Raw genomic sequence first — 25,651 nt, 5'->3', positions numbered from 1 at the left:
CAACGCCATGACCTACGACAGCACCCTGCCCTACCCACGCGACCTGGTTGGCTACGGCCCGAACCCGCCGCATGCCCGCTGGCCCGGCGGCGCGCGCATAGCCGTGCAGTTCGTGCTCAATTACGAAGAAGGCGGCGAGAACTCGGTGCTGCATGGCGACGCCGGCTCCGAGCAGTTCCTGTCGGAAATGTTCAACCCGGCGAGCTACCCCGAGCGACACATCAGCATGGAGGGCATCTACGAATACGGCTCACGCGCCGGCGTCTGGCGCCTGCTGCGCGAATTCGAGCAGCGCGGCCTGCCGCTGACGGTATTTGGCGTCGCGACGGCACTTGAGCGCCACCCCGAAATCGCCCGGGCTTTCGTGCAGGCCGGCCACGAGATTGCTTGCCACGGACTCAAGTGGATTCACTACCAGCATGTGCCCGAAGCTGTCGAGCGCGAGCACATGGCCCGCGCCATGGCGATCATCGAACGCCTCACCGGCGCGCGGCACGGCGCGGCAGGCGCCATCCATGGCGCGGGCTGGTACACCGGCCGCGACAGCCCGAACACGCGCCGCCTGGTCGCCGACTATGGCGGCTTTGCCTACGACAGCGACTACTACGGCGACGACCTGCCGTTCTGGATGAAGGTGCAAAAGACCGACGGCAGCGTGGTGCCGCAACTTATCGTGCCGTACACGCTGGACTGCAACGACATGCGCTTTGCCCTGCCCCAGGGCTATTCGCACGCCGACCCGTTCTTTCAGTACCTGCGCGATAGCTTTGACGTGCTGTATGCCGAGGGCGACCCGGCCGGCCTCGACCGGCCCAAGATGATGAGCATCGGCATGCACTGCCGATTGCTCGGGCGCCCAGGCCGCATCACTGCGCTGCAGCGCTTTCTCGACCACGTCGCGCAGCACGCAGACGTGTGGGTGTGCCGGCGCATCGACATCGCGCGCCACTGGGCGCAGCACCATCCCGCACCGAAATTTTGAAGCAAATTGGCCTCTAGCGCTTATCTGGTAAGCGCTAGTAGCTCACTTTTTGATAGGACAGCGACATGGCCCTGACCCTGCAAGAACTCAACGCCGCAAGCCCCGCAGAGGCGCTCGCCTTGCTGGACGGTGTCTACGAGCACTCGCCCTGGATTGCCGCACACGCGCTGGCCGAGCGCCCGTTTCGCTCGCTCGCGCACCTCAAGCACGCGCTGGCAAGCGCCGTGCGCAATGCGCCGGCAGAAGCGCAGCTCGCCTTGATTCGCGCCCACCCCGAACTGGCCGGCAAGGCCATGGTGAGCAAGGCGCTCACGGCCGAGTCCACGCACGAGCAATCCACAGCAGGCCTCACCGACTGCTCGCCGGACGAATTCGCGCGCATTCAAAAGCTCAACCAGGACTACAACGCGCGCTTTGGCTTTCCCTTTATCGTCGCGGTGCGCGGCCCGCGCGGCACGGGCCTGACCCGCAGCCAGATCATTGAGACCTTCGCCCGGCGCCTGGAGAACCACCCCGACTTCGAGCGTGCCGAGGCGCTGCGCAACATCCACCGCATTGCCGAAATCCGCCTGGCCGACAAGTTCGACGCCCACCCGAAGCTGGGCAACGATGTGTGGGACTGGCACGAATCGCTCGCCCGCCACTCGGACCCCGGCTACGCCGAACAGGGCCAGCTCACCGTCACCTACCTGACCGACGCGCACCGCGCCTGCGCCCAGCGCATCAGCCACTGGATGCGCGACTGCGGCTTTGACGAAGTCGAGGTGGACGCCGTCGGCAACGTGGTGGGGCGCTACCACGGCGACACGCCCGGCGCCAAAGCCTTGCTCACCGGCTCGCACTACGACACCGTGCGCAACGGCGGCAAATACGACGGGCGCCTGGGCATCTTCGTCCCCATGGCCTGCGTACGCGAACTGCACCGCGCGGGCAAGCGCCTGCCCTTTGCCATCGAGGTCGTGGGCTTTGCCGAGGAAGAAGGCCAGCGCTATAAGGCAACGTTTCTGGGCTCGGGCGCGCTGATTGGCCACTTCAACCCCGCCTGGCTGGAGCAGCAGGACGCGGACGGCATCTCCATGCGCGCCTGCATGGAAGGCGCAGGTTTGTGCATCGCCGACATTCCCAAACTGCAGCGCGACCCGGCGCGCTACCTGGGCTTTGTCGAGGTTCACATTGAGCAAGGCCCCGTGCTGAACGAACTCGACCTGCCGCTGGGCGTCGTCACCTCCATCAACGGCAGCCTGCGCTATGTGGGCGAATTTATGGGCATGGCCTGCCACGCCGGCACCACGCCCATGGATCGCCGCAGCGACGCGGCAGCCGGCGCAGCCGAGCTGCTGCTGTACGTGGAGCAGCGCGCCGCGCAGGACGGCGATTCGGTCGGTACCGTGGGCGTCCTGCAGGTACCCAATGGCTCGATCAACGTCGTGCCGGGCCGCTGCCAGTTCTCACTCGACCTGCGCGCCCCCAACGACGCGCAGCGCGACGCGCTGGGCACCGACGTGCTTGGCGAGCTCGCCGCCATTGCCGCGCGCCGCGGCCTGCAGTACCGCATTGAAGAATCCATGCGCGCCGCGGCTGCGCCCAGCGCACCGGTCTGGCAGCAGCGCTGGGAGCGCGCCGTTGAATCGCTCGGCGTGCCGGTGTACCGCATCCCCAGCGGCGCCGGACACGACGCAATGAAGCTGCACGAAGTCATGCCGCAGGCAATGCTGTTCGTGCGCGGCGAGAACGCTGGCATCAGCCACAACCCGCTGGAATCAACCACCAACGACGACATGGAGCTGGCCGTGCAGGCCTTCAGCCACGTCCTGCACCAACTTGCCGAGGCATCCGCATGACCACAACAACCGACTACCGCGCGCTCGACGCCTGGATTGACCAGCATTTCGACGAAGAAATAGCGTTCCTGCAGGCGCTGGTGCGCGTGCCCACCGACACGCCGCCCGGCAACAACGCACCCCACGCCGAACGCACGGCCGAGCTGCTGGCGCCCATGGGCTTCGAGGCCGAGCGCCACCCGGTGCCGCAGGCCGAAGTGCAGGCCTATGGCATGGAGAGCATCACCAACCTGATCGTGCGCCGCCCCTACGGCCCGACGGGCAGCGGGCGCACGGTGGCGCTGAATGCCCATGGCGACGTGGTACCGCCAGGCGAAGGCTGGACGCACGACCCCTACGGCGCAGAAATCGTCGACGGCAAGATGTACGGCCGCGCCACGGCCGTAAGCAAGGGCGACTTCGCCAGCTTCACCTTTGCGGTGCGCGCGCTCGAAGCCGTGGCCAAGCCCACGCAAGGCGCCATCGAACTGCACTTCACCTACGACGAGGAATTTGGCGGCCTGCTCGGCCCCGGCTGGCTGCTCAAACAAGGCCTCACCCGCCCCGACCTGCTGCTGGCAGCCGGTTTCTCCTACGAAGTGGTGACCGCGCACAACGGCTGCCTGCAGCTGGAAGTGACGGTGCACGGCAAGATGGCACACGCCGCGGTGCCGGACACCGGCGTCGATGCGCTGCAAGGCGCGGTGCATATCCTGAACGCCCTGTACGCCCTCAACGCCGAGAACCGCAAGCTGCTTTCCAAGGTTCCGGGCATCACCCACCCTTACCTGAATGTGGGCCGCATTGAGGGCGGCACCAACACCAACGTCGTTCCCGGCAAGGTCACGTTCAAGCTCGATCGACGCATGATTCCGGAAGAGAACGTTGCCCAGGTGGAGGCTGCCATTCGCGCCTGCATTGCCAAAGCAGCGGGGGAATGCCAAGGCATTGCCGTGGACATCCGCCGATTGTTGCTGGCCAACGCCATGACGCCGCTGGCAGGCAACCAGCCGCTGGTCGATGCCCTGCAAAAGCACGCGGGCGAAGTGTTTGGCGCGGTGCCGCCGGCCATTGGCACGCCGCTCTACACCGACGTGCGCCTGTACGCCGAGCAAGGCATTCCCGGCGTGATCTACGGCGCGGGGCCGCGCACCGTGCTCGAATCGCACGCCAAGCGCGCCGACGAGCGGCTCGATCTGGAAGACCTGCGCCGCGCCACCAAGGTGATTGCGCGCGCGCTGCATGACCTGCTGAAGTAATTGGTAGCACCTGCGCTGCGGGCAGCTCCCTACACTGGTCTGCCCTCAGCTTGCGGCTTGGCCGTGCCCATGGCATGTTGCGAGGGTGCCGTTTGCAACCCGAGGAGACTCCATGAAAATTCGCCACACCTTGCTGGCCAGCAGCCTTGCGCTTGCGCTGCTGAACCTGGCCGCCTGCAGTTCCGGGTCGCCGGCCGTTGCCCCGCAGCCCGCCGCGCCACCCGCCGTACAGCAAACCGCAGCCGCCAAAGCGGCTGGCGCCGCCTACGACTTCGACATGGACGTGTTCCATCCCGTGGTGGCGCACCACGGCATGGTGGCGACCGAGCAGGAACTGGCGTCGAAGATCGGACTTGACATCCTCAAGGCGGGCGGCAACGCGGTGGATGCCGCCGTCGGCATCGGCTTTGCCCTGGCCGTGGCCTTGCCCAATGCCGGCAACCTGGGTGGCGGCGGTTTCATGATGGTGTACGACGCCAAAACCGGCAAAAGCGTGGCGCTCGACTTTCGCGAAATGGCGCCCAGCGCCGCCACGCGCGACATGTACCTGGGCGCTGATGGCAAGGTGGTGAACGGCAAATCGCTCTTCACGCACTATGCGGTGGGCGTGCCCGGCACGGTGGCCGGCATGGAGCACGCCTTGAAGACCTGGGGCACGATGCCGCTGGCCAAGGTGGTGGCCCCTGCCGCCGCGCTGGCCGAGCAAGGCTATCCGGTAAGCGAAACCCTGGCCAAAGTGCTGCTGCAGACCCGAAAGTCCATGGGCCAATGGCCGGCCACGCAGGCGATTTTCTGGAAAAACGGCGAGCCGCTCAAGGCCGGGGACCTGCTGGTGCAAAAAGACCTCGCCGCCTCCATGCGCCTGATTGGAAGCGAAGGCGCCAAGGCGTTCTACGAAGGCGCGATTGCACAGAAAATCGCCTTTGAGATGGCCCCGCACAAAGGCGCCCTCACGCTGGCTGACCTGCGCAACTACAAGGTGGTCGAGCGCGTGCCCACGCACGGCAGCTACCGCGGCTACGAGATCGTGACCATGCCGCCACCGTCCTCGGGTGGCCCGCACCTGGTGCAAATCCTCAACATGCTCGAGCCCCTGCCGCTGGCCGAGTGGGGTTCCAACAGCGCGCAGACCATCCACTACATGGCCGAGAGCATGAAGCTGGCCTACGCCGACCGTGCGGAATTTCTGGGCGACCCCGACTTCGTGAAAATTCCGCTCAAGGGCCTGACCTCCAAGCGCTACGCCGATTCGCTGCGCGCCGGCATCGACGCCAACCACGCACGCCTGGGCAAGAGCATCCAACCCGGCAAACCCCAGCCGTACGAAAGCGACCAGACTACGCACTTCTCGGTGGTCGACCAAGCCGGCAACGCCGTTGCTGTGACCTACACGCTGAACACCAACTTCGGCAGCGGCATCGTCGCCGCCGGCACCGGCATCCTGCTCAACAACGAAATGGACGATTTTTCGGCCAAGCCCGGCGTCGCCAACGCCTACGGCCTGGTGGGGGGCGACGCCAATGCGGTGGCGGCCGGCAAGCGCCCGCTCTCCTCCATGACGCCAACACTGGTGCTCAAGGACGGCAAGCCGGTGCTCGTCACGGGCAGCCCCGGCGGCGCGCGCATCATCACCACGGTATTGCAGACCGTGGTCAACACCATCGATTTCGGCATGAACCCGGCCGAGGCGGCATCGACTCCGCGCGTGCACCACCAGTGGACGCCCGACGAGTTGCGCGTGGAAAAAGGCCTCTCGCCCGACACCCTGGCGCTGCTGCGCCAGCGCGGCCACAACATTGCGGTGAAGCCCTCGATGGGCCGCACCCAGACCATCGCCCTGCGCGCAGGGGTGCTGTACGGCTACTCGGACCCACGCAACCCGGACGGCAAGACGCTGGGCTATTGAAATCCCCTCGCTCTCTTGGCAAACCGCCCTCTCCGGGCGGTTTTTTTGGTCGGAGCATTTTTGCGCGCAATGCACGCAATCGCTACATTACTCTCAAAAAGAGAGCAACATTCTATTTAACAGCAAGCGCTAGAGGCCATTTTTTCTAAACACTCTGCGCCTCCTCAGGCCGAAGTATTGGACGGACAAGAGCCTCTGTCCCACGGGCACAGGGTTTTTCTCTAGTCGGTTTTTCTTATGTTTTGTATACACTTTTTGTATGGACTCAGTCGCAATGCACGGCTGGGCGTTGGCCACCCACCCCTTTCTCCGCACCCGCAAGGAGCGTTTTATGCAAGCGACTGTTCACCCTGTTGACGAGCACCTGCCGATGGGCAGGCTGACTGCGCTGGGCCTGCAGCACGTACTGGTGATGTATGCAGGCGCAATCGCCGTGCCGCTCATCGTCGGGCGTGCCCTCAATCTCACGCCCGACCAGGTGGCCAAGCTGATTTCGGCCGACCTGTTTTGCTGTGGCCTGGTCACGCTCATCCAGTCGCTGGGGGCAACCCAGTGGTTCGGCATCAAGCTGCCGGTGATGATGGGGGTGACTTTCGCCTCCGTCGCGCCCATGGTGTCCATGGCGCAGACCACGGGCGGAACCGCTGGCGCCGGCTTGATTTTTGGCTCCATCATTGGCGCGGGGGTGATTTCCATCCTCATCGCGCCCGCCGTCAGCCGCATGCTGCGCTTCTTTCCGCCGGTGGTGACGGGAACCATCATTGCCGTCATCGGCATCAGCCTGATGCGTGTCGGCATCAATTGGATTTTTGGCAATCCGGTCGGACCCACTGCACCGACCGTGGTCAATCCCGATTACGTCAAGTGGCTCAGCGAGGTGCAGGCCACCGTCGGCGCACCCGGCAGTTCGCTGCCCCCCGTCCCCAAGGGGTTTGCGGTGATACCGACCATCCCCAACCCCCGCTACGCGGATCTGACGGGCGTCGGCATCTCAGCACTGGTGCTGGTTTCGATTCTGATGATCGCCCGCTTCGCCAAAGGTTTTTTGGGAAACATTTCGGTGCTGCTGGGCATTGTCATTGGCGCGGTGGCTGCCGCTGCCATGGGGCTGATGCACTTCGACAAGGTGGCGAAAGCGCCCTGGTTTGATCTGATCCTGCCCTTTGAGATCGCCACGCCCGTCTTCGACCCCATTCTCATTCTCACCATGACGCTCATCATGATCGTGGTAATGATTGAATCGACCGGCATGTTTTTGGCGCTGGGCGAAATGACCGACCGAAAAATCAGCCAGGCCGACCTGGCGCGGGGCCTGCGCACCGACGGCCTGGGCACGCTGATCGGCGGCATCTTCAACACCTTTCCCTACACCAGCTTCTCGCAGAACGTCGGCCTGGTGGCAGTCACTGGCGTCAAGAGCCGCTTTGTCTGCGTCGCCGGCGGTGTCATCCTCGTCTTCCTGGGCGTGCTGCCAAAGATGGGCGCGCTGGTGGAATCGCTCCCTACGGTCGTTCTGGGGGGTGCCGGGCTGGTGATGTTCGGCATGGTCACCGCCACCGGCATCCGCATCCTGGGCGGTGTCGATTTCCGCGACAACCGGGCCAACGGCATGATCGTTGCCGTCTCCATCGGGGTGGGCATGATCCCGCTGGTGGCGCCCAACTTCCGCCAATGGATGCCGCATGCGATTCACCCGCTGATCGAATCGGGCATTCTGCTGTCGTCGGTCACGGCTGTTTTGCTCAACGTGTTCTTTAACGGATCGCAAGGCGACACCTCGGCCGCAGTGAATGCGGCGCGCCAAGCCGACGCACACTGAAAACACCCATGCGCGCAGGCGCGGCCCCGGCAAGCCCGGCGCCGCGTTTTTTTGTGCGGTGCAGCCGCCATCCGCTAAGCTTGCATTGCCACTGCATTCAGGACCACGCCATGACCGAACCTCTCAGCAACGCCGAAATGACCCTGCGCGACGCGGCGCGCGAATACCACCGCAATCCAACGCGCGGCAAAATTTCTGTCACCCCTACCAAGACGCTTTCCAACCAGCGCGATCTGGCGTTAGCCTATTCACCCGGTGTCGCCTACCCCTGCCTGGACATCCAGGCCGACCCATCGCAAGCGTTCGAGTTCACCTCGCGCGGCAACCTCGTGGGCGTAATCACCAACGGCACCGCCGTGCTGGGTCTGGGCAACATCGGCCCGCTGGCATCCAAGCCGGTGATGGAAGGCAAGGGGTGCTTGTTCAAGAAATTCGCCGGGGTCGACGTGTTCGATATCGAACTGGCAGAAAACGACCCGGACAAACTCGTCGAGATCATTGCTGCGCTGGAGCCCACGCTCGGCGGCATCAACCTCGAAGACATCAAGGCACCCGAGTGCTTCTACATCGAGGAAAAGCTGCGCGAGCGCATGAATATTCCGGTGTTCCACGACGACCAGCACGGCACCGCCATCATCTCGTCGGCCGCGCTGCTCAACGGCCTGGAACTTGTCGGCAAAGACATTGCCGCAGTGAAAGTGGCGGTCTCGGGCGCGGGTGCTGCGGCGCTTGCCTGCGTGGACGTGATGGTGGGCCTGGGCGTGCTGCGCAGCAACGTCTTCATGGTCGATTCCAAGGGCGTGATTTACGAAGGCCGCCCCGGCGGCTACGACGCTTCTAAGGCCCGTTACGCGCAAACCACCGAGGCGCGTACGCTGGCCGACGTGGTGAACGGCGCCGACGTGTTCCTGGGCTGCTCCGCGCCCGGCGTGCTGACGGCCGAGATGGTCAAGACCATGGCCGACAAGCCCATCATCCTGGCGCTGGCCAACCCGGAACCCGAAATCCGCCCCGAGCTCGCCAAGGCCGTGCGGCCCGATTGCATCATCGCCACCGGGCGCTCGGACTACCCGAACCAGGTCAACAACGTCCTGTGCTTCCCCTACATTTTCCGCGGTGCGCTCGACTGCGGCGCCACCAAGATCACCGAGGCGATGAAGCTCGCCTGCGTGCGCGAAATCGCCGATCTGGCCAAGGCGGAGATGAGCGACGAAGTGGCGGCTGCCTACGCCGGCCAGGAGCTGCGCTTCGGCCCCGACTATCTGATTCCCACGCCGTTCGATGCGCGCCTGATTCTGCGCATCGCCCCGGCCGTAGCGCGTGCGGCGCAAGAGTCTGGCGTGGCCACGCGCCCGATTGAAGACCTGGAAGCCTACCGCCAGAACCTGACCCGCTTCGTCTACCAGACCAGCATGTTCATGCGCCCGGTCTTTGCCATCGCCAAGGCCCAACCTCAGCGTGTGGCCTATGCCGAAGGCGAAGACGAGCGCGTACTGCGCGCAGCACAGTTTGCCGTGGACGACGGCCTGGCGCGCCCGATCCTGATTGGCCGCCCGGCCGTGATCGAAGCGCGCATTGCCCGCGCGGGTCTGCGCATCCAGCCGGGACGCGATGTCGAAGTCTGCAACCCCGAGGACGACCCGCGCTTTCGCACCTATTGGGAGAGCTACCACGCACTGATGGGCCGCAACGGTGCCACGCCCGAAGCAGCCAAGGCGGCCGTACGGCGCTCGAACACGCTGATTGCCTCGCTTATGGTGCACCTGGGCGACGCCGACGCCATGCTCTGCGGCCTGGTGGGCAAGTTCGACAGCCATTTGCAGCACATTCGCGACATCTTTGGCGTGGAGCCCGGCGCGCATTGCCTCGCCACCGTCAACGCACTGATGCTGGACAAACACACGCTGTTCATCGCCGACACCTACATCAACGACGAGCCGGACGCCCTGCAGCTCTCGGAAATCGCCCTGATGGCCGCCAAGGTGGTGCACCGTTTTGGCCTGCCACCCAAGGTGGCCTTTCTGTCGCACTCGAACTATGGCTCGTCGAGCCGGCCATCCGCCCGAAAAATGCGCGAGGCGCGTGACCTGTTTGCCGCCGCTGCGCCCGACATCGAATGCGACGGCGAACTGCACGGCGACGCGGCGCTCTCCGAGAGCATCCGGGAGCACAGCTTGCTGGATTCGACGCTGCACGGCTCAGCCAACATACTGATCTGCCCGAATCTGGATGCCGCCAACATTCTGTTCAACGTGCTCAAGACCACGGGCAGCCACGGCACCACCATTGGCCCGATTCTGCTGGGCGCAGCCGGTGCAGCGCATGTTCTTACGCCTTCTTCCACGGTCCGCCGCGTAGTCAATATGACGGCGCTGGCCGCAGCGCACGCGCTCTCGCGCAAGGGCTGAAAACCGTACCGGGCGGTGCACTGACCGCGCCGCCCACGGCCGGGCGCCCGGCTCGCGCGCTCAGACGACTTCAGGGGCCGGATCGCGCTCCATCAGCGCAGCCACCACTTGTGCGGGCGTTTGGCTGCCGTCAAGCAGCGCCACCACGCCTTCGCTGATCGGCATCTCCACCCCCAACTGGCGTGCGCGCTGCACCACGGTGCGGGCGCAGTACACGCCCTCGGCGACATGGCCCAGCGAATTGACGGCTTCCTCAAGCGTTTTGCCCTGGGCCAGCAACAGCCCGACGCGGCGGTTGCGCGAGAGATCTCCGGTGGAAGTGAGCACCAAATCGCCCAACCCCGACAAGCCCATGAAGGTTTCCGCACGTGCGCCCAGCGCCAGGCCCAGGCGCGTCATTTCGGCCAGGCCGCGCGTGATCAGCGCAGCGCGGGCGTTGAGTCCCAGCGCCAGACCATCACACAGGCCGGTGGCAATGGCCAGCACGTTCTTCACCGCACCACCCACTTCGACACCCACGATGTCGTCGTTGGCATAGACCCGCAGGCTGGGGCCATGAAACGCATGCACCAGCGCCTCGCGCACCTCGGCATACTCGCTGGCAGCCACCAGCGCGGTGGGCCGTCCAGCCGCCACTTCCTGGGCAAAACTGGGGCCGCTCAATGCCCCCGCCAGCAATTGCGGCGCCACCTGGGCGCGTATTTCGTGGCCCAACAGACCAAAACTTCCTGCTTCCGGGCCGCTGGCCTCAAAGCCTTTGCACAACCACGCCACTGGCGCGCGGCAGCCATGCAGCCCCTGCAACAGACCGCGCAGCGCAGCCATCGGCGCAGCCAGCACCACCAAATCGGAAGCCTGGGTGCGATTGCGCAGCTCGGCCGCGTCGCCACTGGCAAGCAGCAGGGAGTCCGGAAACGGCGCATCCGGGAGGTAGCGCGCGTTGCTGCGCGCAGCCTGCATGGCACGCTGCTGAGCCTGGCTGCGCGCCCACAAGGTGGTGGCGTGCCCGAGCGGATGCGCCGCAGCACTGATGGCCACGGCGGTCCCCCACGCCCCTGCGCCCACAACTACTATTTTCATAGCTGCTCACGCAAGCGGGGCAAGCGCTGGAGGCCAAAAACTCCCAAAATTACTGGGGCAAAGTAGCGGTATCGCCGGTGCCGGCGGTCTGCGCCTGCTGCTGCTCGTACATCGCCTGGAAGTTGATTTCCGCCAGATGCACGGCCGGGAAGCCGGCGCGGTTGATCACGTCGGCCACATTGCCACGCAGGTAGGGGTAGACGATTTGGGGGCAGGCGATGCCCATGATCGGGCCCATCTGGTCTTGGGGGACGTTGCGAATTTCAAAGATTCCGGCCTGCTTGGCCTCGACCAGGAACACGGTCTTGTCCTTGATTTTGGTTTGCACCGTGGCCGTGACCGCCACTTCGTAAATGCCATCGGCCACCGGGTTGGCTTCAACGCCCAGCTGGATGTCCACGCTGGGCTGCTCCGCTTCCAGCAGGATGCCGGGCGAGTTGGGCTGCTCCAGGGAGATGTCTTTCAGATAGACGCGCTGGATCTGGAATACGGGAGTCTCTTCGTTCGCCATGGTGCTTTTCTTTCAGCTCAAACAGGGCCCGGCCAAGGACGGCCGGCCCAAAAACAAAACCCGTCGCAGGAGCAGCTCCCGCAGCGGGCACGTAGGTTCGGATTATGCAGCGCCCAAAAGCGGCACCAGTTCACCCCGGCCGTCCAGAGCCAACAGCTCATCGTGGCCGCCCACATGGGTTTCACCAATGAAGATCTGGGGAACCGTGCGCCGGCCGGTGATTTCCATCATGCGCTGGCGCGCCTCCGGGTTGGTATCGATGCGAATTTCTTCAATCTGCTCGACACCTTTGGACTTGAGAATTTGCTTGGCTCGAATGCAGTAAGGGCAAACGGCGGTGGTGTACATCTTGACGGTTTGCATGGCGTGTCCTTTCTCGGATTGGGGGCGCGTCACTCAGACTTTTTCAACTGGCAGGTTGGCCTCTTTCCAGCTGTTGAGGCCGCCGGAGAGCACTTGAACATTGGAATACCCCAGTTTTCGCGCAATCGCCGCTGCGCGCTTGGAGCGGGCACCGCTGGCACACAGCAACACCACGGGAACCGCCTTGTTCTTCACCAGTGCGGGCAAGCGGGTTTCCAGATCGGCCAGCGGCGCATTGCGTGCGCCCACAGCGTGGCCCGCTGCGTATTCGTCGGCGCTGCAGACGTCGATCAGCACGGCTTTCTCCCGGTTCACGAGCTGAACGGCGGCCGCTGCCGACAAGCCGCCCATCCCTCCGCCTTTGAGCATGGGGACCAGCAACATCGCGCCCGAGCCGATGGCCATAACAAACAAATACCAGTTCTCGACGATGAAATTCACGGGAATCCTTGGGTTGCAAACCCGACAATTTTAGAATGTATGGTTTTGACCCGCACCACCCCAGGCCATCCATGCACAAGCTCGTACTTATTCGCCACGGTGAATCCACCTGGAACCTCGACAACCGATTCACGGGATGGACCGATGTGGACCTGACGGCAACCGGCATCGAACAGGCCAAAACCGCCGGCCGGCTGCTGCGTGAAGAAGGCTACGAGTTCGATCTGGCGTGCACCAGCGTGCTCAAGCGCGCCATTCACACGCTCTGGCATTGCCTGGACGCCATGGAGCGCCAGTGGCTGCCCGTGATAAAAAGCTGGCGCCTCAACGAGCGCCATTACGGTGCGCTGCAGGGCCTGAACAAAGGCGAGACAGCCAAAAAATACGGCGATGAGCAGGTGCTGGTCTGGCGCCGCAGCTACGACACCCCGCCCCCGGCGCTGGACGCCAGCGACGAGCGCAGCGAGCGCACCGACCTGCGCTACGCCGGCCTGGCCGACGGGCAGGTGCCGCTCACCGAATGCCTCAAGGACACCGTGGAGCGCGTGATGCCGTTCTGGAACGACACGCTGGCGCCCGCGATACGTTCGGGCCAGCGCGTGGTCGTGTCCGCGCACGGCAACTCGATCCGCGCCCTCGTCAAGTACCTGGACGACGTCTCGGATGCCGACATCGTGGGGTTGAACATCCCCAACGGCATTCCGCTGGTCTATGAGCTGGATGCCGATTTGAAGCCTTTGCGCCATTTCTACCTGGGCGACGCCGAGGCGGTGGCCAAGGCCGCTGCGGCCGTGGCCGCTCAAGGCAAGGCGTAAAAAGGCCGACTTCCGGGAACCCCTGGAGGCCACAGGCTTCCAAGGCAGGCGCGGTGTATATTGACTTGGTCAAAGGGGTTGTATGGGTCAGAAACTGAAAATCACGGGTTGGGTGGCGGTTGGCGTCCTTGCTGGAGCACTGACCACGGTGTCGCTACAGACCGTAGCGCGCGGTGCCATGTCACCTCTGCCGCTGGAAGAAATCCAGCAGCTCTCGGCCGTTTTCGGCTTGATCAAGACCGACTATGTGGAGCCGGTTGACGACAAGAAGCTGATCACGGATGCCATCTCGGGCATGGTCTCAAGCCTGGATCCGCACTCGCAGTATTTCGATAAAAAGTCTTTCGCCGAATTCCGCGAAGGCACCTCGGGCCGTTTTGTCGGGCTGGGCATCGAGATTACGCAGGAAGATGGCCTGATCAAAATTGTCTCGCCCATTGAAGGCTCGCCCGCCTTCCGCGCCGGCCTCAAGACCAACGACCTGATCACCAAGATTGAAGACACGCCCGTCAAGACCCTGACCCTGAGCGAGGCGGTCAAGCGCATGCGCGGCCAGCCCGACACGCAGGTGACGCTGACCATTTTGCGCAAGGACGAGAGCCGCACCTTTCCGGTCACCATCACGCGCGAAGAGATCAAAACCCATTCCGTCAAAGGCAAGATCATCGAGCCCGGCTACGGATGGATTCGCCTCTCGCAGTTCCAGGACCGCACGGTGGAAGATTTTGTGCAAAAGGCGCAAGAGCTGTACAAGCAAGATCCCCGCCTCAAAGGCCTGGTGCTCGACCTGCGCAACGACCCGGGCGGTCTGCTGGACGGCGCGGTGGCCATTTCTGCTGCCTTCCTGCCGCCAGACGTTACCGTGGTCACGACAGACGGCCAATTGGCCGACAGCAAGGCCACTTACAAGGCATCGCCCGAGTTCTACGGACGCCGGGGCGATCCACTCGCCGGCTTGCCAGCGGCACTCAAGACCGTGCCATTGGTGGTCCTGGTGAACGAAGGTTCGGCATCGGCGAGCGAAATCGTTGCAGGCGCCCTGCAAGACCACAAACGGGCCATCGTCATGGGCAGCCAGACCTTTGGCAAAGGCTCGGTGCAAACCGTGCGCCCCCTCGGGCCGGACACGGGGATCAAGCTCACCACGGCGCGCTATTACACGCCCAGCGGCAAGTCCATTCAGGCCAAAGGCATCGTGCCCGACGTGATGATCGACGAGACAGCCGAAGGCAACCTCTTCGCGGCGCTGCGCATGCGCGAAGCCGACCTCGACAAGCACCTGACCAGCGGACAGGGAGCCGAGGTTCAGGACGCCGCACGCGAGAAGGCCCGCGAAGAAGCGCGCAAACGGCTGGAGGAAGAGGCCAAAAAGACACCAGCCGAACGCCGCGTTCCGGACTTCGGCTCCGACAAGGATTTTCCCCTTCAGCAAGCCGTCAACCAGCTGCGTGGCAAACCCGTACTGGTAAGCAAGACGCAAACCGAACGCAAGGAAGAGAAAAAGGACACGCCATAGCCTGACCGCCACGGCGCAGGCCGCGCATGCGGGCTGGCGGTCTGTCGACCGGCCAGCCCTTTTTCTTTGTTTGGCCACTACCTCGCTCCCCCACGCCATGACCGACGACCAGCTGCTGCGTTACTCGCGCCACATACTTCTTGACGAGATCGGCATTGAAGGCCAGGAGCGCATTCTTGCCAGCCATGCACTGGTCATCGGTGCGGGCGGTCTCGGCTCTCCGGCGCTGATGTACCTGGTAGCGGCCGGTGTAGGCCAGATCACGCTGGTGGACGACGACAGCGTCGACCTCACCAACCTGCAGCGCCAGATTGCCCACACCAGCGAGCGCGTGGGCCAGGCCAAGGTGGAGTCAGCGGCCCAAGCGATGCGGGCGATCAACCCCGACCCGCTGCTTCGCCCCATGCAACGGCGCGTGGATGCCCAATTGCTCGACATGCTGGTGCCGGCAGCGGACGTGGTGCTCGATTGCAGCGACAACTACGCCACCCGCCAGGCCATCAACGCCGCCTGTGTGCGCCACGGGCGCCCATTGGTGGCCGGCGCGGTCCTTCGCTTTGATGGACAAATCACCGTGGTAGACCAGCGCGTGAGCGGCACAGCGTGCTACGCCTGCCTGTTTTCGCCGCAAGCTCAGTTCGAAGAAGAGGCCTGCTCCACACTGGGCGTATTTGCACCCCTTGTTGGCGTGGTGGGCGCCGTCCAGGCTGCCGAAGCGCTCAAGATTCTGATCGGCACCGGCCGCTCCTTGGCTGGGTTTTTGTTGATGCTTGACGGGCGTTCGATGGAGTGGACCCGCATGCAGACGTCGCGTGATCCGGCCTGTCCGGTGTGTCAATCCGCCGCGTAGGAATTCCCCTACGGCTGCCGGCTGTGCCCGCTGGCAAAATCGGCGCGCCTGTGTCCCTACACTGACCAGACGCCTGATTTGCCATTCTGCTCGCCGCGTACCGGATTGCCTGACAGTGAAATTGAAAACCTATATCGTCGAAGACAACGCCACGATCCGGGAAAACCTGATTGGAACGCTGGAAGAGCTTGCAACCATCGAGCCGGTGGGTGCTGCCGAAACCGAAGACGATGGCAAGGCCTGGCTCACCGACCCCACGGCGCAATGGGATCTGGCAATCGTGGATTTGTTTTTGCGCCAGGGCAGCGGACTGGGTGTCTTGGCCGCCTGCCGCGAGCGCAAGCCTCACCAGCGGGTGGTGGTTCTGAGCAACTACGCCACCCCCGACGTGCGCATGCGCTGCGCGCAGCTTGGAGTGGACGCGGTGTTCGATAAATCGAATGAAATAGATGCTCTGGTCGACTACTGCATTTCGCAAACTGGTGGGCTCGATGCGGGACACTCGCAGCGCGTCTCCTGAGTGCATGCCCAGCGGCCGGCACCGGGCAGATCCCGCCAGCAAGCCATCAGTCGATCAAGCGGTTCTTCAGCGCGTAATAGGTCAGGTCGCTGTTCGAGCTGAGGGCCATTTTTTCCATCAGGCGTGTGCGGTAGGTGCTTACTGTCTTGACGCTCAGAGAGAGCGCCTTGGCAATGTCACCCGCTGTTTCGCCGCGCGCGAGCTTGAGGAACACCTGAAATTCGCGCTCCGAGAGTTGCTCGTGCGGTGGTGCGTCGTCCTTGCGGTTGAGTTGCTGGGCCAGAAGTTCCGCCACCGATGGCGTGAGGTAGCGCTTGCCCAGCGAAATGGTGCGAATGGCCTCGACGATTTCCTTGGGCTCGCATTCCTTGTTCAGGTAGCCACTGGCACCCTGGCGAATCAGCGAAATGGCGTAGTGTTCCTCCGGGTAGCCGCTGAGAATCAGAATGCCCATATCAGGTGCCTTGGCGCGCAACATGGCCAGTGCATCCAGGCCGCTTTGGCCCGGCATGGCCAGGTCCATCAGAAGCACGTCGACCTCGTGGTTGCGCACCAGGTCGATGGCTTCGCGCCCATTGCCGGCCTCCGCCACCACGCGCAGATCGACATGCTCGGACAGGAACTGGCGCAGCCCCGAGCGAACGATGGCGTGGTCGTCAACAATCCCGATATTGATCATGCTAAATCTTTCCGTCGGCCTTCTCGTGGCCCTTGTTGTGGTTTGAAGGGCAGCCTTGGTCTGCCCCTGACCTTGCCGTTGGCACGGCCGCGTTGCAAGCCATTATCCAGAATTTGACCAAGAGGTCGCCGAACCCAGGACAATTCCATGCCATGGTCAAAACTCAAGAAACTTGCCATCAGCCTTCCCATTGCAGTGGCTGCCACACTGACACTGGTGGTCATCAACGAGCTGGGGTTTCGCCATTCCCTTGAAGCACTGAATCAAGTCGAACAGACGCAGTCGCTGCGCAACTCGGTGACACAGCTGCTGCAAAGCATGCTGGATGCAGAAACCGGGCACCGCGGCTACCTGCTCACGGGCGATGAACGCTACCTGGAACCCTACGAGCAGGCCATTTCCACGGTCAACACCAACCTGGACCAATTGCGCACGCTGGTGGTGAATTCGAACGCAGACCTTTCCGAGTTTGCGCAGCTCTCGCGCCAGATCTCGCGCAAGCTCTCCGAAATGGATCTCAGCCTGCGCCTGCGCAGGGACGGCAATGAAGACGCCTGGAAATTCGTCTTGTCCACCGACGTGGGCCTGGAAAACATGCAGGCTGTGCGGCAACACGCCAAGCAGATCATCACGTACTCAGCGACGGAAATGAACAAGGACCAGTCCAAAATTCGCCAGTCGCTGCTCCTGTCGCGGCTGGGTATTTCTGCCATCAGCGCGATCGGTCTGCTGGCGTTTTACATGTATCTGCGCCAGACCACGGCTCTGCAAAAGGCCAACGAACACCAGCAGGCCTCACTCGAAGCCGAACGCGCGCGCCTGGAGGGGCTGGTGCGCGCGCGCACCGAATCGCTCTCTGAACTCGCCAGCCACCTGCAGCAGGTGCGGGAAGACGAGCGCGGCCACCTGGCACGCGAACTGCATGACGAGCTGGGCGCCTTGCTCACCGCTGCCAAGCTGGACGTAGCGCGCCTGAAATCGCGCATGACAGTCGAGGGCCCAGAGGTGGCCGAGCGGCTCAAGCACCTGACCGAAACCTTGAACGGCGTCATTGCGCTCAAGCGCCGCATCATTGAGGATCTGCGCCCCTCGTCACTGTCAAACCTGGGGCTGACGGCCGCTCTGGAAATTCTGACGCGCGAGTTTGCTGATCGTGCCAGTCTGGATGTGCAGATCAATATCGAGCAGGTCACGCTTCCCGAGCCGACGCAGCTCACCATCTATCGCATGGTGCAGGAATCGCTGAACAATATTGTGAAATACGCGGGCGCTAAGCAGGTGCTCGTCACAGTGCACAACTACCCCACCCATGTGGCCGTCCAGATCCGCGACGACGGCGGCGGCTTCGACCTTGCCAGCGTGCGCCGCAGTGCCCACGGTCTGTTGGGGATGCGACACCGCGTGGAAGCCGCGGGCGGGCGCTTGACGGTAGAGTCCAAGCTGAACGAAGGAACGGTGGTGTCGGCCATCATTCCAGTGATGCCGGCAGCTCCAGCGCTCACCGACGCCGCCATTTGAGCCGCGCGCTTTGAACCGGGAACCGTGCGGCATGTTGCCTCGCACGCAGCCCTGCTTCTGATGTAGTCCTTCTCCTACATTATCGACGGCGCGCGCACTGACAACGCCTGGGGTTGGTCCCCTGCAACCACCTCACGACAGCCCTCCTACAGTCAAACCAAGCGCTTCGAAATACCTCGAAGCCCCGGTTTCAAGCCGCAATGCGGCAATCCAAGAGGAGTTTTCAAAATGTTGCACTACGCCGTTGTATTCCTGGTCATCGCGCTTATCGCCGCGCTGTTCGGCTTTGGCGGCATCGCTGCAGGGGCTGTTGGGATCGCCAAGATACTGTTCTTCGTGTTTGTCGTATTGGCCGTACTCACGTTTGTCGCTAGTCTGTTCCGACGCGGATGACGCGTACGCCTTTATTTACCCGCAACCACCGAGGAACCCCATGAATCCGCAACCCGTGAACGAAAAAATTGGCCAAGCCACCGACCGCGCTGCTGACGCAGTGCGTCACGCAGCAGACAGCACGCTGCAGGGCGCGCAGAGCGCCATCTCCGGCGTCCGCAGCACCACCGACAAGGCCGCAGACAAGGCGAGCCAGGTGGCACAGCAGACCCGCAGCGCCGCAAATACCCAATTGGACAAAGCCGCTGACGCCGTGGAGGCCATGCGTGCAGACATCGATCCCACGATCAACGAACTCGCCGCCAAGGCGCAGGCACTGGCAGAGCGCAGCATCAACTACTGCGCGCATACCGGCGAGCGTCTGCGCCAGCAAGTGGACAACTACAGCCAGGCCACTACGCGCTACGTGGTGGATCAGCCTGCCAAATCGATGCTGATTGCCTTTGGCAGCGGCGCAGCGCTGGCCACCCTGCTCATCCTGGCAACGCGCAGCCGCAACGAGTGAGCACGGATTTCTCCGCTGTTCGCTCCCACCAAAAATGCAAGGAGGAATCTCATGACCAAAGCATCCACGTCCACTGCACTGGAACTGGACCACGACGCTTTGCGCGCCGCAGGCACGCATGAACTTGATCAGGGCGCTGTGACGCCCGCATCCAGCCCATACCGCGAGTCCATCATCAAGTTGCTCAATGGGGCTCTGGCCACCGAATTGGTATGTGTGCTGCGCTACAAGCGCCACCATTTCACCGCGCATGGTCTGGCGTCCCCGGCGATTGCTGCAGAACTCCTGGTACATGCCGACGAGGAAGCGGGCCATGCAGACCTCCTGGCGCGCCGCATCGTACAGCTCGGCGGCGAGCCCGACTTCTCACCCCGAGGCCTTGAGGAGCGCAGCCATGCTTCTTACGACGATTCGGCTGACTTGAAAGACATGTTGCGGGCCGACTTGTCGGCCGAGCGCATCGCAGTGGAAGCCTACCGCCAGATGATCACACTGATTGGCGACAAGGACCCCACAACCAAACGCATGCTCGAAGAAATTCTGAGTGATGAAGAAGAGCATGCCGATGAAATCAAGGATTGGCTCGACCGCTGATTCTTTCCCACAGTCGGACCGGCCCGGGGGGTGCAACAGGCCAGCCGACTGCAACGTTCCCAGCACCCGTGTTCCACACCCATCTCGAAGGAAAAATCATGAAATACGCACGTGCACTCGCTTTTGCTGCCATTGCCGGCATCACCGTCGTCTCCACCGGTTGCTCGGTGGCGCGCCACCAGCAAACCGTTGGATCCTACGTCGACGACGCCGGTATCACCACCGCCGTGAAAGCCAAGATGGCCGAAGACAAATCGGTGGCTGCGACCTCCATCAGCGTGGAAACACTCAATGGCACGGTGCAGCTCTCGGGCTTTGCCAAGTCGCAGAAGGAAAAGGACACGGCAGGCGAAATTGCCCGCACCACGAAGAACGTGCGCGACGTGCGCAACAACATCGTTGTTCGTCCCTAAGGCTGTCTGCACCTGGTCCCCGGAACAGGTGCATCGTCTGTCTGGCCCGCCTCGGCGGGCCTTTTTCATTTTTGGCTAAGCTTCCCCCATGCAGGTCTTCAATTGCAGCCATTGCGGCAAGCTGGTGTTCTTCGACAGTGTGCGCTGCGTGCATTGCGGGAGCGCGCTGGCCTTCGTTCCCGATCGCATGGCGATGCATGCAATAGCGCCTGCCCATGCAAGCGCTGCGGGCCTGTGGTCGCTGCTGCCGGCAGAAAATTCGACCACGCTCTACCGGCAGTGCTACAACCAGACACAGTGGCAGGCCTGCAACTTTGCCGTACCGGAGCACAGCAGCAGCCTGCTGTGCGTGGCCTGCCGCCAGACGGTAGCCCTGCCTGACCTGTCCTTGCCCGGCCACGTAGCCAGTTGGGCGCGCCTGGAAGCCGCCAAGCGCCAACTCTTCTATACGCTCGCCCGTTTGGGGCTGCAAAGCGTGGACGATGGCAATGCACCCGACCCCGGTCCACGCTATGCGTTTCTGGCCGACTGGCCAGATGGCGAGCCTGTGCTCACCGGCCATGCCGGCGGCACCATCACCATCAACGTGGCTGAAGCCGACGACGCCCAGCGCCTGCACCACCGGGTGAATCTGCACGAGCCCTACCGCACGCTGCTGGGCCATTTTCGCCACGAATCGGGACACTATTACTGGGACCGTCTGGTGCTGGGGTCCGGCCATGAAGACGCCTTTCGCTCCTTGTTCGGCGACGAGCGCCAGGATTACAGCCAGGCTTTGGAGCGCCATTACGCCCAGTCCGAGAGCGCCGACTGGCACGCGAACTTCGTCAGCAGCTATGCCAGCTCGCACCCCTGGGAAGACTGGGCCGAAACCTGGGCGCACTACCTGCACATGGTGGATTTGCTCGAAACGGCCGCCGCCTACGACACCTCGCTCGAACTGCCCGGCGCGCCGTCTGCCGAGCGCGTGCGCGTGGCCAGCCCGTATGGTGCCAAGGCGCCCAGTTTTGGCACCATGGTTGAGCATTGGTCGCCGCTGACGCTGCTGCTCAACAGCCTCAACCGCAGCCTGGGGCAGGAGGACGCCTACCCGTTTGCCCTATCGAGCGGCGCACTGCGCAAATTACAGTTCGTGCACGAACTGGTGCAGAGCCGGTCGCAGGCGCAAAGTTAAGCTTGCGGCAGGATCTTCTGCTCTCGCACCTTCTGCGCCAACCGGGCCAGAACGCCCGGCGAAACAAACTTTTCCACCTCGCCGCCGAGAAGCGCAATCTCGCGCACAAAGGTGCTGCTGATGAACTGAAATTTGTCACCCGGCGTGAGGAACACGGTTTCCACCTCGGGCATCAGCGCGCGGTTCATGCCGGCAAGCTGGAATTCATAGTCGAAATCGGTCACAGCGCGCAAGCCGCGCACCATCGCCTTACCGCCGTTGGCGACGACAAAGTCGCGCACCAGACCGCCGAAGCTGTCTACGCTGACCTGCGCATACGGCGCCACGGCCTCACGCACCATGGCCAGCCGGTCTTCCAGGCTGAACAGGGTTTTCTTGTGGTGGCCCGCAGCCACCGCCACGATCACCGTGCCAAACAATTGCGTGGCCCGGTGCACGATGTCTTCGTGGCCGAGCGTGATCGGGTCAAAGGTGCCTGGGTAGACAGCGATGACGTTCTTCTGGGTCATGGGCTTCTTTCAATGGCTGTGCGCTGCGCGGGCAACCATTATGGGTTGACAAGCGCTGCCACGCGCAGTCCTGAAATTTGAGGCAAAAATAGCCTCCGGCGCTTATTCCATAAGCGCTACCAGCTATTCTTTCTGAAGCAAATGGGCATGCACGGCACCGGCACGCAGATGGCGGTGCAGCACCAGACCCAGCGCCTGCAGCGCCTCATCGCTCCAGCGCTCGGGGGCTTCGAGGTAGATAAACCCCTTGGCCGCCAGTGCCGGCACGGCCGCCTGCAGCGCAGGCTGAAACAGCTGGCTACCAAATGGCGGATCGATCAGCACCAGGTCCAGGCTGGCAGGTGCACTCTGGCGCAAGGCCGTCACACCGTCGCCGCGCTGCACGCGCACGGCCGCGGCCTGCAAGCGCTGCTGGAATGCGTGCAACTGCGCTACCAGTGACGGTTCGCTTTCCACCAACTGCACGGCAACTGCGCCACGCGAAGCGGCCTCGAAACCCAGGGCGCCGGTCCCGGCAAAGGCGTCCAGGCAGCGCCAGCCAGTGAGATCCTGACCGAGCCAGTTGAACAGCGTTTCCCGCACCCGGTCGGGCGTGGGGCGCAGCCCTTCGAGCTTGGCCACCGGCAGGCGCGTGCGCTTCCATTGACCACCAATGATGCGCACCTCGCCGGGTGCGGCGGCGAGCTTGGTACGCATGCTGCCCGGTGCGCTGGCCGGCTTGGCGCGCACGGCGCCCGGTGCGGGGCGCTTCAAGGCTGCGCTCCCAGCACCACGGTCACCATGCGCTCAGGGCTCAGCTTGCGCGCCATGGCGGCGCGCACGTCGGCCACGGTGAGCGCGGCCACGCGGTCGGTCCAACCCTCCAGATAGTCGAGCGGCAAGCCATTGGTGGCGATGTTCACCACGTTGCCCAGCAGTTTGCGGTTGCTGTCGATGCGCAGCGCGAATCCGCCAATCAGGTTGTCTTTGGCGGCTTGCAGTTCCGCTTCGGTGGGGCCTTCAGCCACAAAGCGCTCCAGCACTGCGCGCGAAACTTTCAGTGCCTCGGCCGCCTGGTCGGGACGCGTCTGCAGACTGATGGCAAACGCGCCGGCATTCAGGCCGGGGGCGAACTGGCTGTAGACGCTGTAGCTCAGGCCGCGCTTCTCGCGCACCTCTTCGGTCAGGCGCGAGGTGAAGCCCCCACCACCCAGAATGTGGTTGCCCACCAGCAGTGCCAGAAAATCCGGGTCGCTGCGTTTGAAGCCGGGCTGGCCAATCAGCACATAGGCCTGCGCCGACTGAAAGGGAATCTTGATTTCCTCGGCCTTTGCCAAGGGCTGTACTGCGGGCACCGGCGGCAGGGCTGTGCAGGGCGCGCCACTCGGAAGGTGCGCCAACAGGGTGCTCACCAAGGTCTGGGCCTGCGGGCGCGAGACGGCGCCCACGATGGCCACCCTGGCGCGGCAGGCTTGTATATTGCGCTCGGCGTAGGCACGCAGGTCGGCCACGTTGATCTGCGCAAGCGTTTCGGCTGTGGCCCGCTGGCCATAGGGGTGCGAACCGTAAACCGCTTTGGCAAACGCCTTGCCGGCCACGGTGCCGGGGCGCGTGTCGGCTTCGCGAATCGCTGCACTCCAGCGGGCACGCTCGCGCTGCCAGATCTCCTCGGGCCAGGCAGGCTGACCCATCTGGCGCGAAGCCAGTTGCGCCGCGCGGGCCAGCAGGGGCGGATCAGTCAGCGAGCGCAGCGAAAAGCTCAATGCGTCGCTGTCGGCGCCGGCCGCGAACGAGGCCCCCAGGTCGGCCCAGGCTTCGCCCAAAGCGTTCTCGTCGATGGCCGGGGCATCACCCACGGCGCGAACACCCTTGGTAATCATGGTGGCTGCGGCACTGGCCAGCCCGGCCTGAGCCGCCGGGTCGCGCCGGCTGCCGGCGTCAAAATCAATCTGCACATCCACCATGGGCAGCGCCGGGCTTTGCACCAGCCAGACCTGCGCGCCGCTGGGCTCGGTCCAATGCTCAATGGGCAGCAGGGCCCAGGCAGATTGTGAGTAAAAAACCACTCCAGCGCTTATTGCACAAGCGCGAGCAGCTATCTTTTTAATAGCATTCATGGAAATAATCCTGAAAATGGGAGTGGCGCAGGCTTAGTGGATGGCGCCGCCGGCGTCGGCCGCAGGGCGCTTGCGCGTGCCGGGGGCCACCGGCTGGGGCAGCAGCGTGGCGACGGTGAGCTGGTCATCGGCAAAGTAGCGCTGGGCCACGCTTTGCACCTCGCTCGGCTGCACGCCGCGCAGCAGGGTCAGCAGCCGGTCTTCGGCATCCAGCGGCAGGCCTTGCACCCAGTTGCTGCCCAGCTCGCTCGCCTGGCTCTGCAGCGAATCGCGGTCGTAGACGCGGCTGGCAATCCACTGCGTTTTGACACGGGTAAGTTCCGCCTCGCTCACGCCATCTTTGGCCACGCGTGCCACTTCGGCCCGCAGCGCGGCTTCGACCTGCGCCGCCGTTTTGCCAGTGGCCGGCACGCCCGAGAGGAAGAACTGCGACGGCCCCCGGCCAAACACCGAGGCGCCGCTGTTGGCGCTGTCGGCCACACGGTCAGGACCCTGCGCCAGCCCACGCTCCAGACGCGCCCCGTCGTAGCCCGAGAGCACGCCCGAGAGCAGCAACAGCGCCAGCGCGTCGCGGTCGCTGGCGGTCGGTTCGGTCAGGGAATTGAGCGAAGGGGCACGGTACGCCAGCGCCACATAGGCCTGGTCCGCCGGGGCTTTGACTTCAATGCGGCGCATGCCTATCTGCGCCGGCTCGGTGCGCGGCTTGCGGGTCGGCACGGCGCGCGCAGGAATCGCGCCATAGGTTTTTTGCGCCAGCGCCAGCACCTTCTGCGGGTCCACGTCGCCCGCCACCACAATGACGGCGTTGCCCGGCACGTACCACTGGCGGTAGAAGGCGCGGGCGTCGTCGGGCGTCATTGCGTCAAGGTCGCTCATCCAGCCGACCACGGGGCGGTGGTAGGGCGCTGCAATGAACGCTGCAGCGTTGAGCTGCTCGGACAGCAAGGCGCGCGGCTGGTCTTCGGTGCGCATGCGGCGCTCTTCCTTGACCACTTCGAGCTCGCGCTTGAACTCATCGTCCGGCCACTGGTTGTTTGCAAAGCGGTCCGACTCGAGCCGCATCACGTCTTCGAGCTTGTTTGCTGGAATCTGCTGGTAGTAACCGGTGTAGTCGCGGCTGGTAAAGGCGTTTTCCTGCCCGCCGAGGGCCGCCACGCGGCGCGAGAACTCGCCGGGAGCGAGCGTTTTGCTGCCCTTGAACATCATGTGTTCCAGCACATGGGCGACACCGCTGACGCCATCGACTTCATCGATGGACCCGACCCGCAACCAGACCATGTGCACCGCCGTGGGCGCACGCCGGTCGGGCTGGACGATGAGCTGCATGCCATTGGCTAGCGTGAATTGCGACGGGGCCACCGCTTGCGCCACCACAGGGGCGGCATCCGTGGTGGCCGCATGCGCGGGGAGGAAGCCAGCAGCGCAAAGCGCCAGGCCCAGAGCAGTAAAGGTGCGTTTCATAGAATGGCTGATTCTAAGA

General features: G+C 63.9%; 25 protein-coding genes. 16 read left to right on the top strand and 9 right to left on the bottom strand.

Features of this window, described 5'->3' with window-relative positions:
* Window positions 1-7 precede the first annotated feature (7 nt).
* From puuE to C6571_RS12170, 6 genes are all read left to right on the top strand, one after another.
* Window positions 8-982: an allantoinase PuuE gene (puuE, locus tag C6571_RS12195; RefSeq protein ID WP_106446918.1), complete on the top strand. Its 975-nt coding sequence runs from the start codon at window positions 8-10 to the stop codon at window positions 980-982.
* Window positions 983-1,047: 65 nt separating this feature from the next.
* Window positions 1,048-2,823 (top strand): 2-oxo-4-hydroxy-4-carboxy-5-ureidoimidazoline decarboxylase, encoded by a 1,776-nt coding sequence (gene uraD / locus C6571_RS12190; protein WP_106446917.1) that lies wholly within the window; start codon window positions 1,048-1,050, stop codon window positions 2,821-2,823.
* On the top strand, window positions 2,820-4,061 hold the full coding sequence (locus C6571_RS12185; protein WP_106446916.1) for a M20 family metallopeptidase: 1,242 nt from the start codon (window positions 2,820-2,822) through the stop codon (window positions 4,059-4,061). Before uraD ends, C6571_RS12185 begins: the two co-directional genes overlap by 4 nt.
* Before the next feature lie 112 nt (window positions 4,062-4,173).
* Window positions 4,174-5,967 carry a gamma-glutamyltransferase gene (ggt, locus tag C6571_RS12180; protein ID WP_106446915.1) on the top strand — a complete coding sequence of 598 codons (1,794 nt, stop codon included), beginning with the start codon at window positions 4,174-4,176 and terminating at the stop codon, window positions 5,965-5,967.
* 331 nt (window positions 5,968-6,298) lie between these two features.
* On the top strand, window positions 6,299-7,786 hold the full coding sequence (locus C6571_RS12175; protein ID WP_106448216.1) for a nucleobase:cation symporter-2 family protein: 1,488 nt from the start codon (window positions 6,299-6,301) through the stop codon (window positions 7,784-7,786).
* Between the two features lie 110 nt (window positions 7,787-7,896).
* Complete coding sequence (locus tag C6571_RS12170) at window positions 7,897-10,194, top strand: NADP-dependent malic enzyme (protein ID WP_106446914.1); 2,298 nt, start codon at window positions 7,897-7,899, stop codon at window positions 10,192-10,194.
* Window positions 10,195-10,254: 60 nt separating this feature from the next.
* Here the strand turns inward: C6571_RS12170 and C6571_RS12165 are convergent, their stop codons facing one another.
* The 4 genes from C6571_RS12165 to C6571_RS12150 form a co-directional block, all read right to left on the bottom strand.
* Window positions 10,255-11,274 (bottom strand): NAD(P)H-dependent glycerol-3-phosphate dehydrogenase, encoded by a 1,020-nt coding sequence (locus tag C6571_RS12165; protein WP_106446913.1) that lies wholly within the window; start codon window positions 11,272-11,274, stop codon window positions 10,255-10,257.
* 49 nt (window positions 11,275-11,323) lie between these two features.
* Complete coding sequence (gene secB / locus C6571_RS12160) at window positions 11,324-11,785, bottom strand: protein-export chaperone SecB (RefSeq protein WP_106446912.1); 462 nt, start codon at window positions 11,783-11,785, stop codon at window positions 11,324-11,326.
* Between the two features lie 102 nt (window positions 11,786-11,887).
* Entirely contained in the window at window positions 11,888-12,148 is a 261-nt protein-coding gene (gene grxC, locus C6571_RS12155) for a glutaredoxin 3 (RefSeq protein WP_106446911.1), read from the bottom strand.
* Between the two features lie 33 nt (window positions 12,149-12,181).
* Window positions 12,182-12,589 carry a rhodanese-like domain-containing protein gene (locus C6571_RS12150; protein WP_106446910.1) on the bottom strand — a complete coding sequence of 136 codons (408 nt, stop codon included), beginning with the start codon at window positions 12,587-12,589 and terminating at the stop codon, window positions 12,182-12,184.
* A 71-nt stretch (window positions 12,590-12,660) separates the two neighbouring features.
* Between C6571_RS12150 and gpmA the strand changes: the two genes are divergently transcribed.
* The 4 genes from gpmA to C6571_RS12130 all read left to right on the top strand — a co-directional run bounded on the left by gpmA (window position 12,661) and on the right by C6571_RS12130 (window position 16,290).
* Window positions 12,661-13,404, top strand: coding sequence for a 2,3-diphosphoglycerate-dependent phosphoglycerate mutase (gpmA, locus tag C6571_RS12145; RefSeq protein ID WP_106446909.1), 744 nt, complete (start codon window positions 12,661-12,663; stop codon window positions 13,402-13,404).
* Between the two features lie 82 nt (window positions 13,405-13,486).
* Window positions 13,487-14,920 carry a S41 family peptidase gene (locus tag C6571_RS12140; RefSeq protein WP_106446908.1) on the top strand — a complete coding sequence of 478 codons (1,434 nt, stop codon included), beginning with the start codon at window positions 13,487-13,489 and terminating at the stop codon, window positions 14,918-14,920.
* Between the two features lie 97 nt (window positions 14,921-15,017).
* On the top strand, window positions 15,018-15,770 hold the full coding sequence (locus C6571_RS12135) for a HesA/MoeB/ThiF family protein (protein WP_106446907.1): 753 nt from the start codon (window positions 15,018-15,020) through the stop codon (window positions 15,768-15,770).
* 115 nt (window positions 15,771-15,885) lie between these two features.
* The gene (locus C6571_RS12130; RefSeq protein WP_106446906.1) at window positions 15,886-16,290 is read left to right on the top strand and encodes a response regulator; all 405 of its coding nucleotides are present in this window, start codon (window positions 15,886-15,888) and stop codon (window positions 16,288-16,290) included.
* 46 nt (window positions 16,291-16,336) lie between these two features.
* Here the strand turns inward: C6571_RS12130 and C6571_RS12125 are convergent, their stop codons facing one another.
* On the bottom strand, window positions 16,337-16,969 hold the full coding sequence (locus C6571_RS12125; protein ID WP_106446905.1) for a response regulator: 633 nt from the start codon (window positions 16,967-16,969) through the stop codon (window positions 16,337-16,339).
* Between the two features lie 147 nt (window positions 16,970-17,116).
* Here C6571_RS12125 and C6571_RS12120 point away from each other — a divergent pair, with 147 nt between their 5' ends.
* The 6 genes from C6571_RS12120 (at window position 17,117) to C6571_RS12095 (ending at window position 21,566) form a co-directional block, all read left to right on the top strand.
* Window positions 17,117-18,487 (top strand): sensor histidine kinase, encoded by a 1,371-nt coding sequence (locus tag C6571_RS12120; RefSeq protein WP_106446904.1) that lies wholly within the window; start codon window positions 17,117-17,119, stop codon window positions 18,485-18,487.
* Window positions 18,488-18,715: 228 nt separating this feature from the next.
* Window positions 18,716-18,880: a DUF1328 domain-containing protein gene (locus C6571_RS12115; RefSeq protein WP_106446903.1), complete on the top strand. Its 165-nt coding sequence runs from the start codon at window positions 18,716-18,718 to the stop codon at window positions 18,878-18,880.
* Window positions 18,881-18,920: 40 nt separating this feature from the next.
* Entirely contained in the window at window positions 18,921-19,385 is a 465-nt protein-coding gene (locus tag C6571_RS12110) for a hypothetical protein (RefSeq protein ID WP_245901267.1), read from the top strand.
* A 51-nt stretch (window positions 19,386-19,436) separates the two neighbouring features.
* Entirely contained in the window at window positions 19,437-19,979 is a 543-nt protein-coding gene (locus C6571_RS12105) for a ferritin-like domain-containing protein (RefSeq protein WP_106446902.1), read from the top strand.
* 98 nt (window positions 19,980-20,077) lie between these two features.
* Window positions 20,078-20,392 (top strand): BON domain-containing protein, encoded by a 315-nt coding sequence (locus tag C6571_RS12100; protein WP_106446901.1) that lies wholly within the window; start codon window positions 20,078-20,080, stop codon window positions 20,390-20,392.
* Window positions 20,393-20,480: 88 nt separating this feature from the next.
* Window positions 20,481-21,566 carry a zinc-binding metallopeptidase family protein gene (locus C6571_RS12095; protein WP_106446900.1) on the top strand — a complete coding sequence of 362 codons (1,086 nt, stop codon included), beginning with the start codon at window positions 20,481-20,483 and terminating at the stop codon, window positions 21,564-21,566.
* Here the strand turns inward: C6571_RS12095 and coaD are convergent.
* From coaD to C6571_RS12075, 4 genes are all read right to left on the bottom strand, one after another.
* A complete protein-coding gene (gene coaD / locus C6571_RS12090) occupies window positions 21,563-22,075 on the bottom strand; it encodes a pantetheine-phosphate adenylyltransferase (protein ID WP_106446899.1) in 513 nt (170 codons plus the stop codon). The two genes, C6571_RS12095 and coaD, sit on opposite strands and share 4 nt — an antisense overlap.
* Before the next feature lie 123 nt (window positions 22,076-22,198).
* The gene (rsmD, locus tag C6571_RS12085; protein ID WP_106448214.1) at window positions 22,199-22,771 is read right to left on the bottom strand and encodes a 16S rRNA (guanine(966)-N(2))-methyltransferase RsmD; all 573 of its coding nucleotides are present in this window, start codon (window positions 22,769-22,771) and stop codon (window positions 22,199-22,201) included.
* 53 nt (window positions 22,772-22,824) lie between these two features.
* Entirely contained in the window at window positions 22,825-24,171 is a 1,347-nt protein-coding gene (locus tag C6571_RS12080; RefSeq protein ID WP_106446898.1) for a M16 family metallopeptidase, read from the bottom strand.
* Window positions 24,172-24,204: 33 nt separating this feature from the next.
* The gene (locus tag C6571_RS12075; RefSeq protein WP_106446897.1) at window positions 24,205-25,632 is read right to left on the bottom strand and encodes a M16 family metallopeptidase; all 1,428 of its coding nucleotides are present in this window, start codon (window positions 25,630-25,632) and stop codon (window positions 24,205-24,207) included.
* Window positions 25,633-25,651 lie beyond the last annotated feature (19 nt).

Origin of the sequence: Simplicispira suum, assembly GCF_003008595.1 — a bacterium.
Taxonomy (GTDB): domain Bacteria; phylum Pseudomonadota; class Gammaproteobacteria; order Burkholderiales; family Burkholderiaceae_C; genus Simplicispira; species Simplicispira suum.
The sequence above is the reverse complement of the archived record's forward strand: the minus strand, read 5'-3'. Positions and strand labels throughout refer to the sequence as shown.

What these genes read in the sequence shown, in the direction of transcription:
- C6571_RS12075 (WP_106446897.1), bottom strand. Translation starts at nt 25,632, where the DNA reads ATGAAACGCACCTTTACTGCTCTGGGCCTGGCGCTTTGCGCTGCTGGC.
- C6571_RS12120 (WP_106446904.1), top strand. Translation starts at nt 17,117, where the DNA reads ATGCCATGGTCAAAACTCAAGAAACTTGCCATCAGCCTTCCCATTGCA.
- coaD (WP_106446899.1), bottom strand. Translation starts at nt 22,075, where the DNA reads ATGACCCAGAAGAACGTCATCGCTGTCTACCCAGGCACCTTTGACCCG.
- gpmA (WP_106446909.1), top strand. Translation starts at nt 12,661, where the DNA reads ATGCACAAGCTCGTACTTATTCGCCACGGTGAATCCACCTGGAACCTC.
- C6571_RS12140 (WP_106446908.1), top strand. Translation starts at nt 13,487, where the DNA reads ATGGGTCAGAAACTGAAAATCACGGGTTGGGTGGCGGTTGGCGTCCTT.
- rsmD (WP_106448214.1), bottom strand. Translation starts at nt 22,771, where the DNA reads ATGCGTACCAAGCTCGCCGCCGCACCCGGCGAGGTGCGCATCATTGGT.
- C6571_RS12100 (WP_106446901.1), top strand. Translation starts at nt 20,078, where the DNA reads ATGAAATACGCACGTGCACTCGCTTTTGCTGCCATTGCCGGCATCACC.
- grxC (WP_106446911.1), bottom strand. Translation starts at nt 12,148, where the DNA reads ATGCAAACCGTCAAGATGTACACCACCGCCGTTTGCCCTTACTGCATT.
- ggt (WP_106446915.1), top strand. Translation starts at nt 4,174, where the DNA reads ATGAAAATTCGCCACACCTTGCTGGCCAGCAGCCTTGCGCTTGCGCTG.
- C6571_RS12110 (WP_245901267.1), top strand. Translation starts at nt 18,921, where the DNA reads ATGAATCCGCAACCCGTGAACGAAAAAATTGGCCAAGCCACCGACCGC.
- C6571_RS12135 (WP_106446907.1), top strand. Translation starts at nt 15,018, where the DNA reads ATGACCGACGACCAGCTGCTGCGTTACTCGCGCCACATACTTCTTGAC.
- uraD (WP_106446917.1), top strand. Translation starts at nt 1,048, where the DNA reads ATGGCCCTGACCCTGCAAGAACTCAACGCCGCAAGCCCCGCAGAGGCG.
- C6571_RS12105 (WP_106446902.1), top strand. Translation starts at nt 19,437, where the DNA reads ATGACCAAAGCATCCACGTCCACTGCACTGGAACTGGACCACGACGCT.
- C6571_RS12095 (WP_106446900.1), top strand. Translation starts at nt 20,481, where the DNA reads ATGCAGGTCTTCAATTGCAGCCATTGCGGCAAGCTGGTGTTCTTCGAC.
- secB (WP_106446912.1), bottom strand. Translation starts at nt 11,785, where the DNA reads ATGGCGAACGAAGAGACTCCCGTATTCCAGATCCAGCGCGTCTATCTG.
- C6571_RS12125 (WP_106446905.1), bottom strand. Translation starts at nt 16,969, where the DNA reads ATGATCAATATCGGGATTGTTGACGACCACGCCATCGTTCGCTCGGGG.
- C6571_RS12175 (WP_106448216.1), top strand. Translation starts at nt 6,299, where the DNA reads ATGCAAGCGACTGTTCACCCTGTTGACGAGCACCTGCCGATGGGCAGG.
- C6571_RS12080 (WP_106446898.1), bottom strand. Translation starts at nt 24,171, where the DNA reads ATGAATGCTATTAAAAAGATAGCTGCTCGCGCTTGTGCAATAAGCGCT.
- puuE (WP_106446918.1), top strand. Translation starts at nt 8, where the DNA reads ATGACCTACGACAGCACCCTGCCCTACCCACGCGACCTGGTTGGCTAC.
- C6571_RS12115 (WP_106446903.1), top strand. Translation starts at nt 18,716, where the DNA reads ATGTTGCACTACGCCGTTGTATTCCTGGTCATCGCGCTTATCGCCGCG.
- C6571_RS12170 (WP_106446914.1), top strand. Translation starts at nt 7,897, where the DNA reads ATGACCGAACCTCTCAGCAACGCCGAAATGACCCTGCGCGACGCGGCG.
- C6571_RS12165 (WP_106446913.1), bottom strand. Translation starts at nt 11,274, where the DNA reads ATGAAAATAGTAGTTGTGGGCGCAGGGGCGTGGGGGACCGCCGTGGCC.
- C6571_RS12185 (WP_106446916.1), top strand. Translation starts at nt 2,820, where the DNA reads ATGACCACAACAACCGACTACCGCGCGCTCGACGCCTGGATTGACCAG.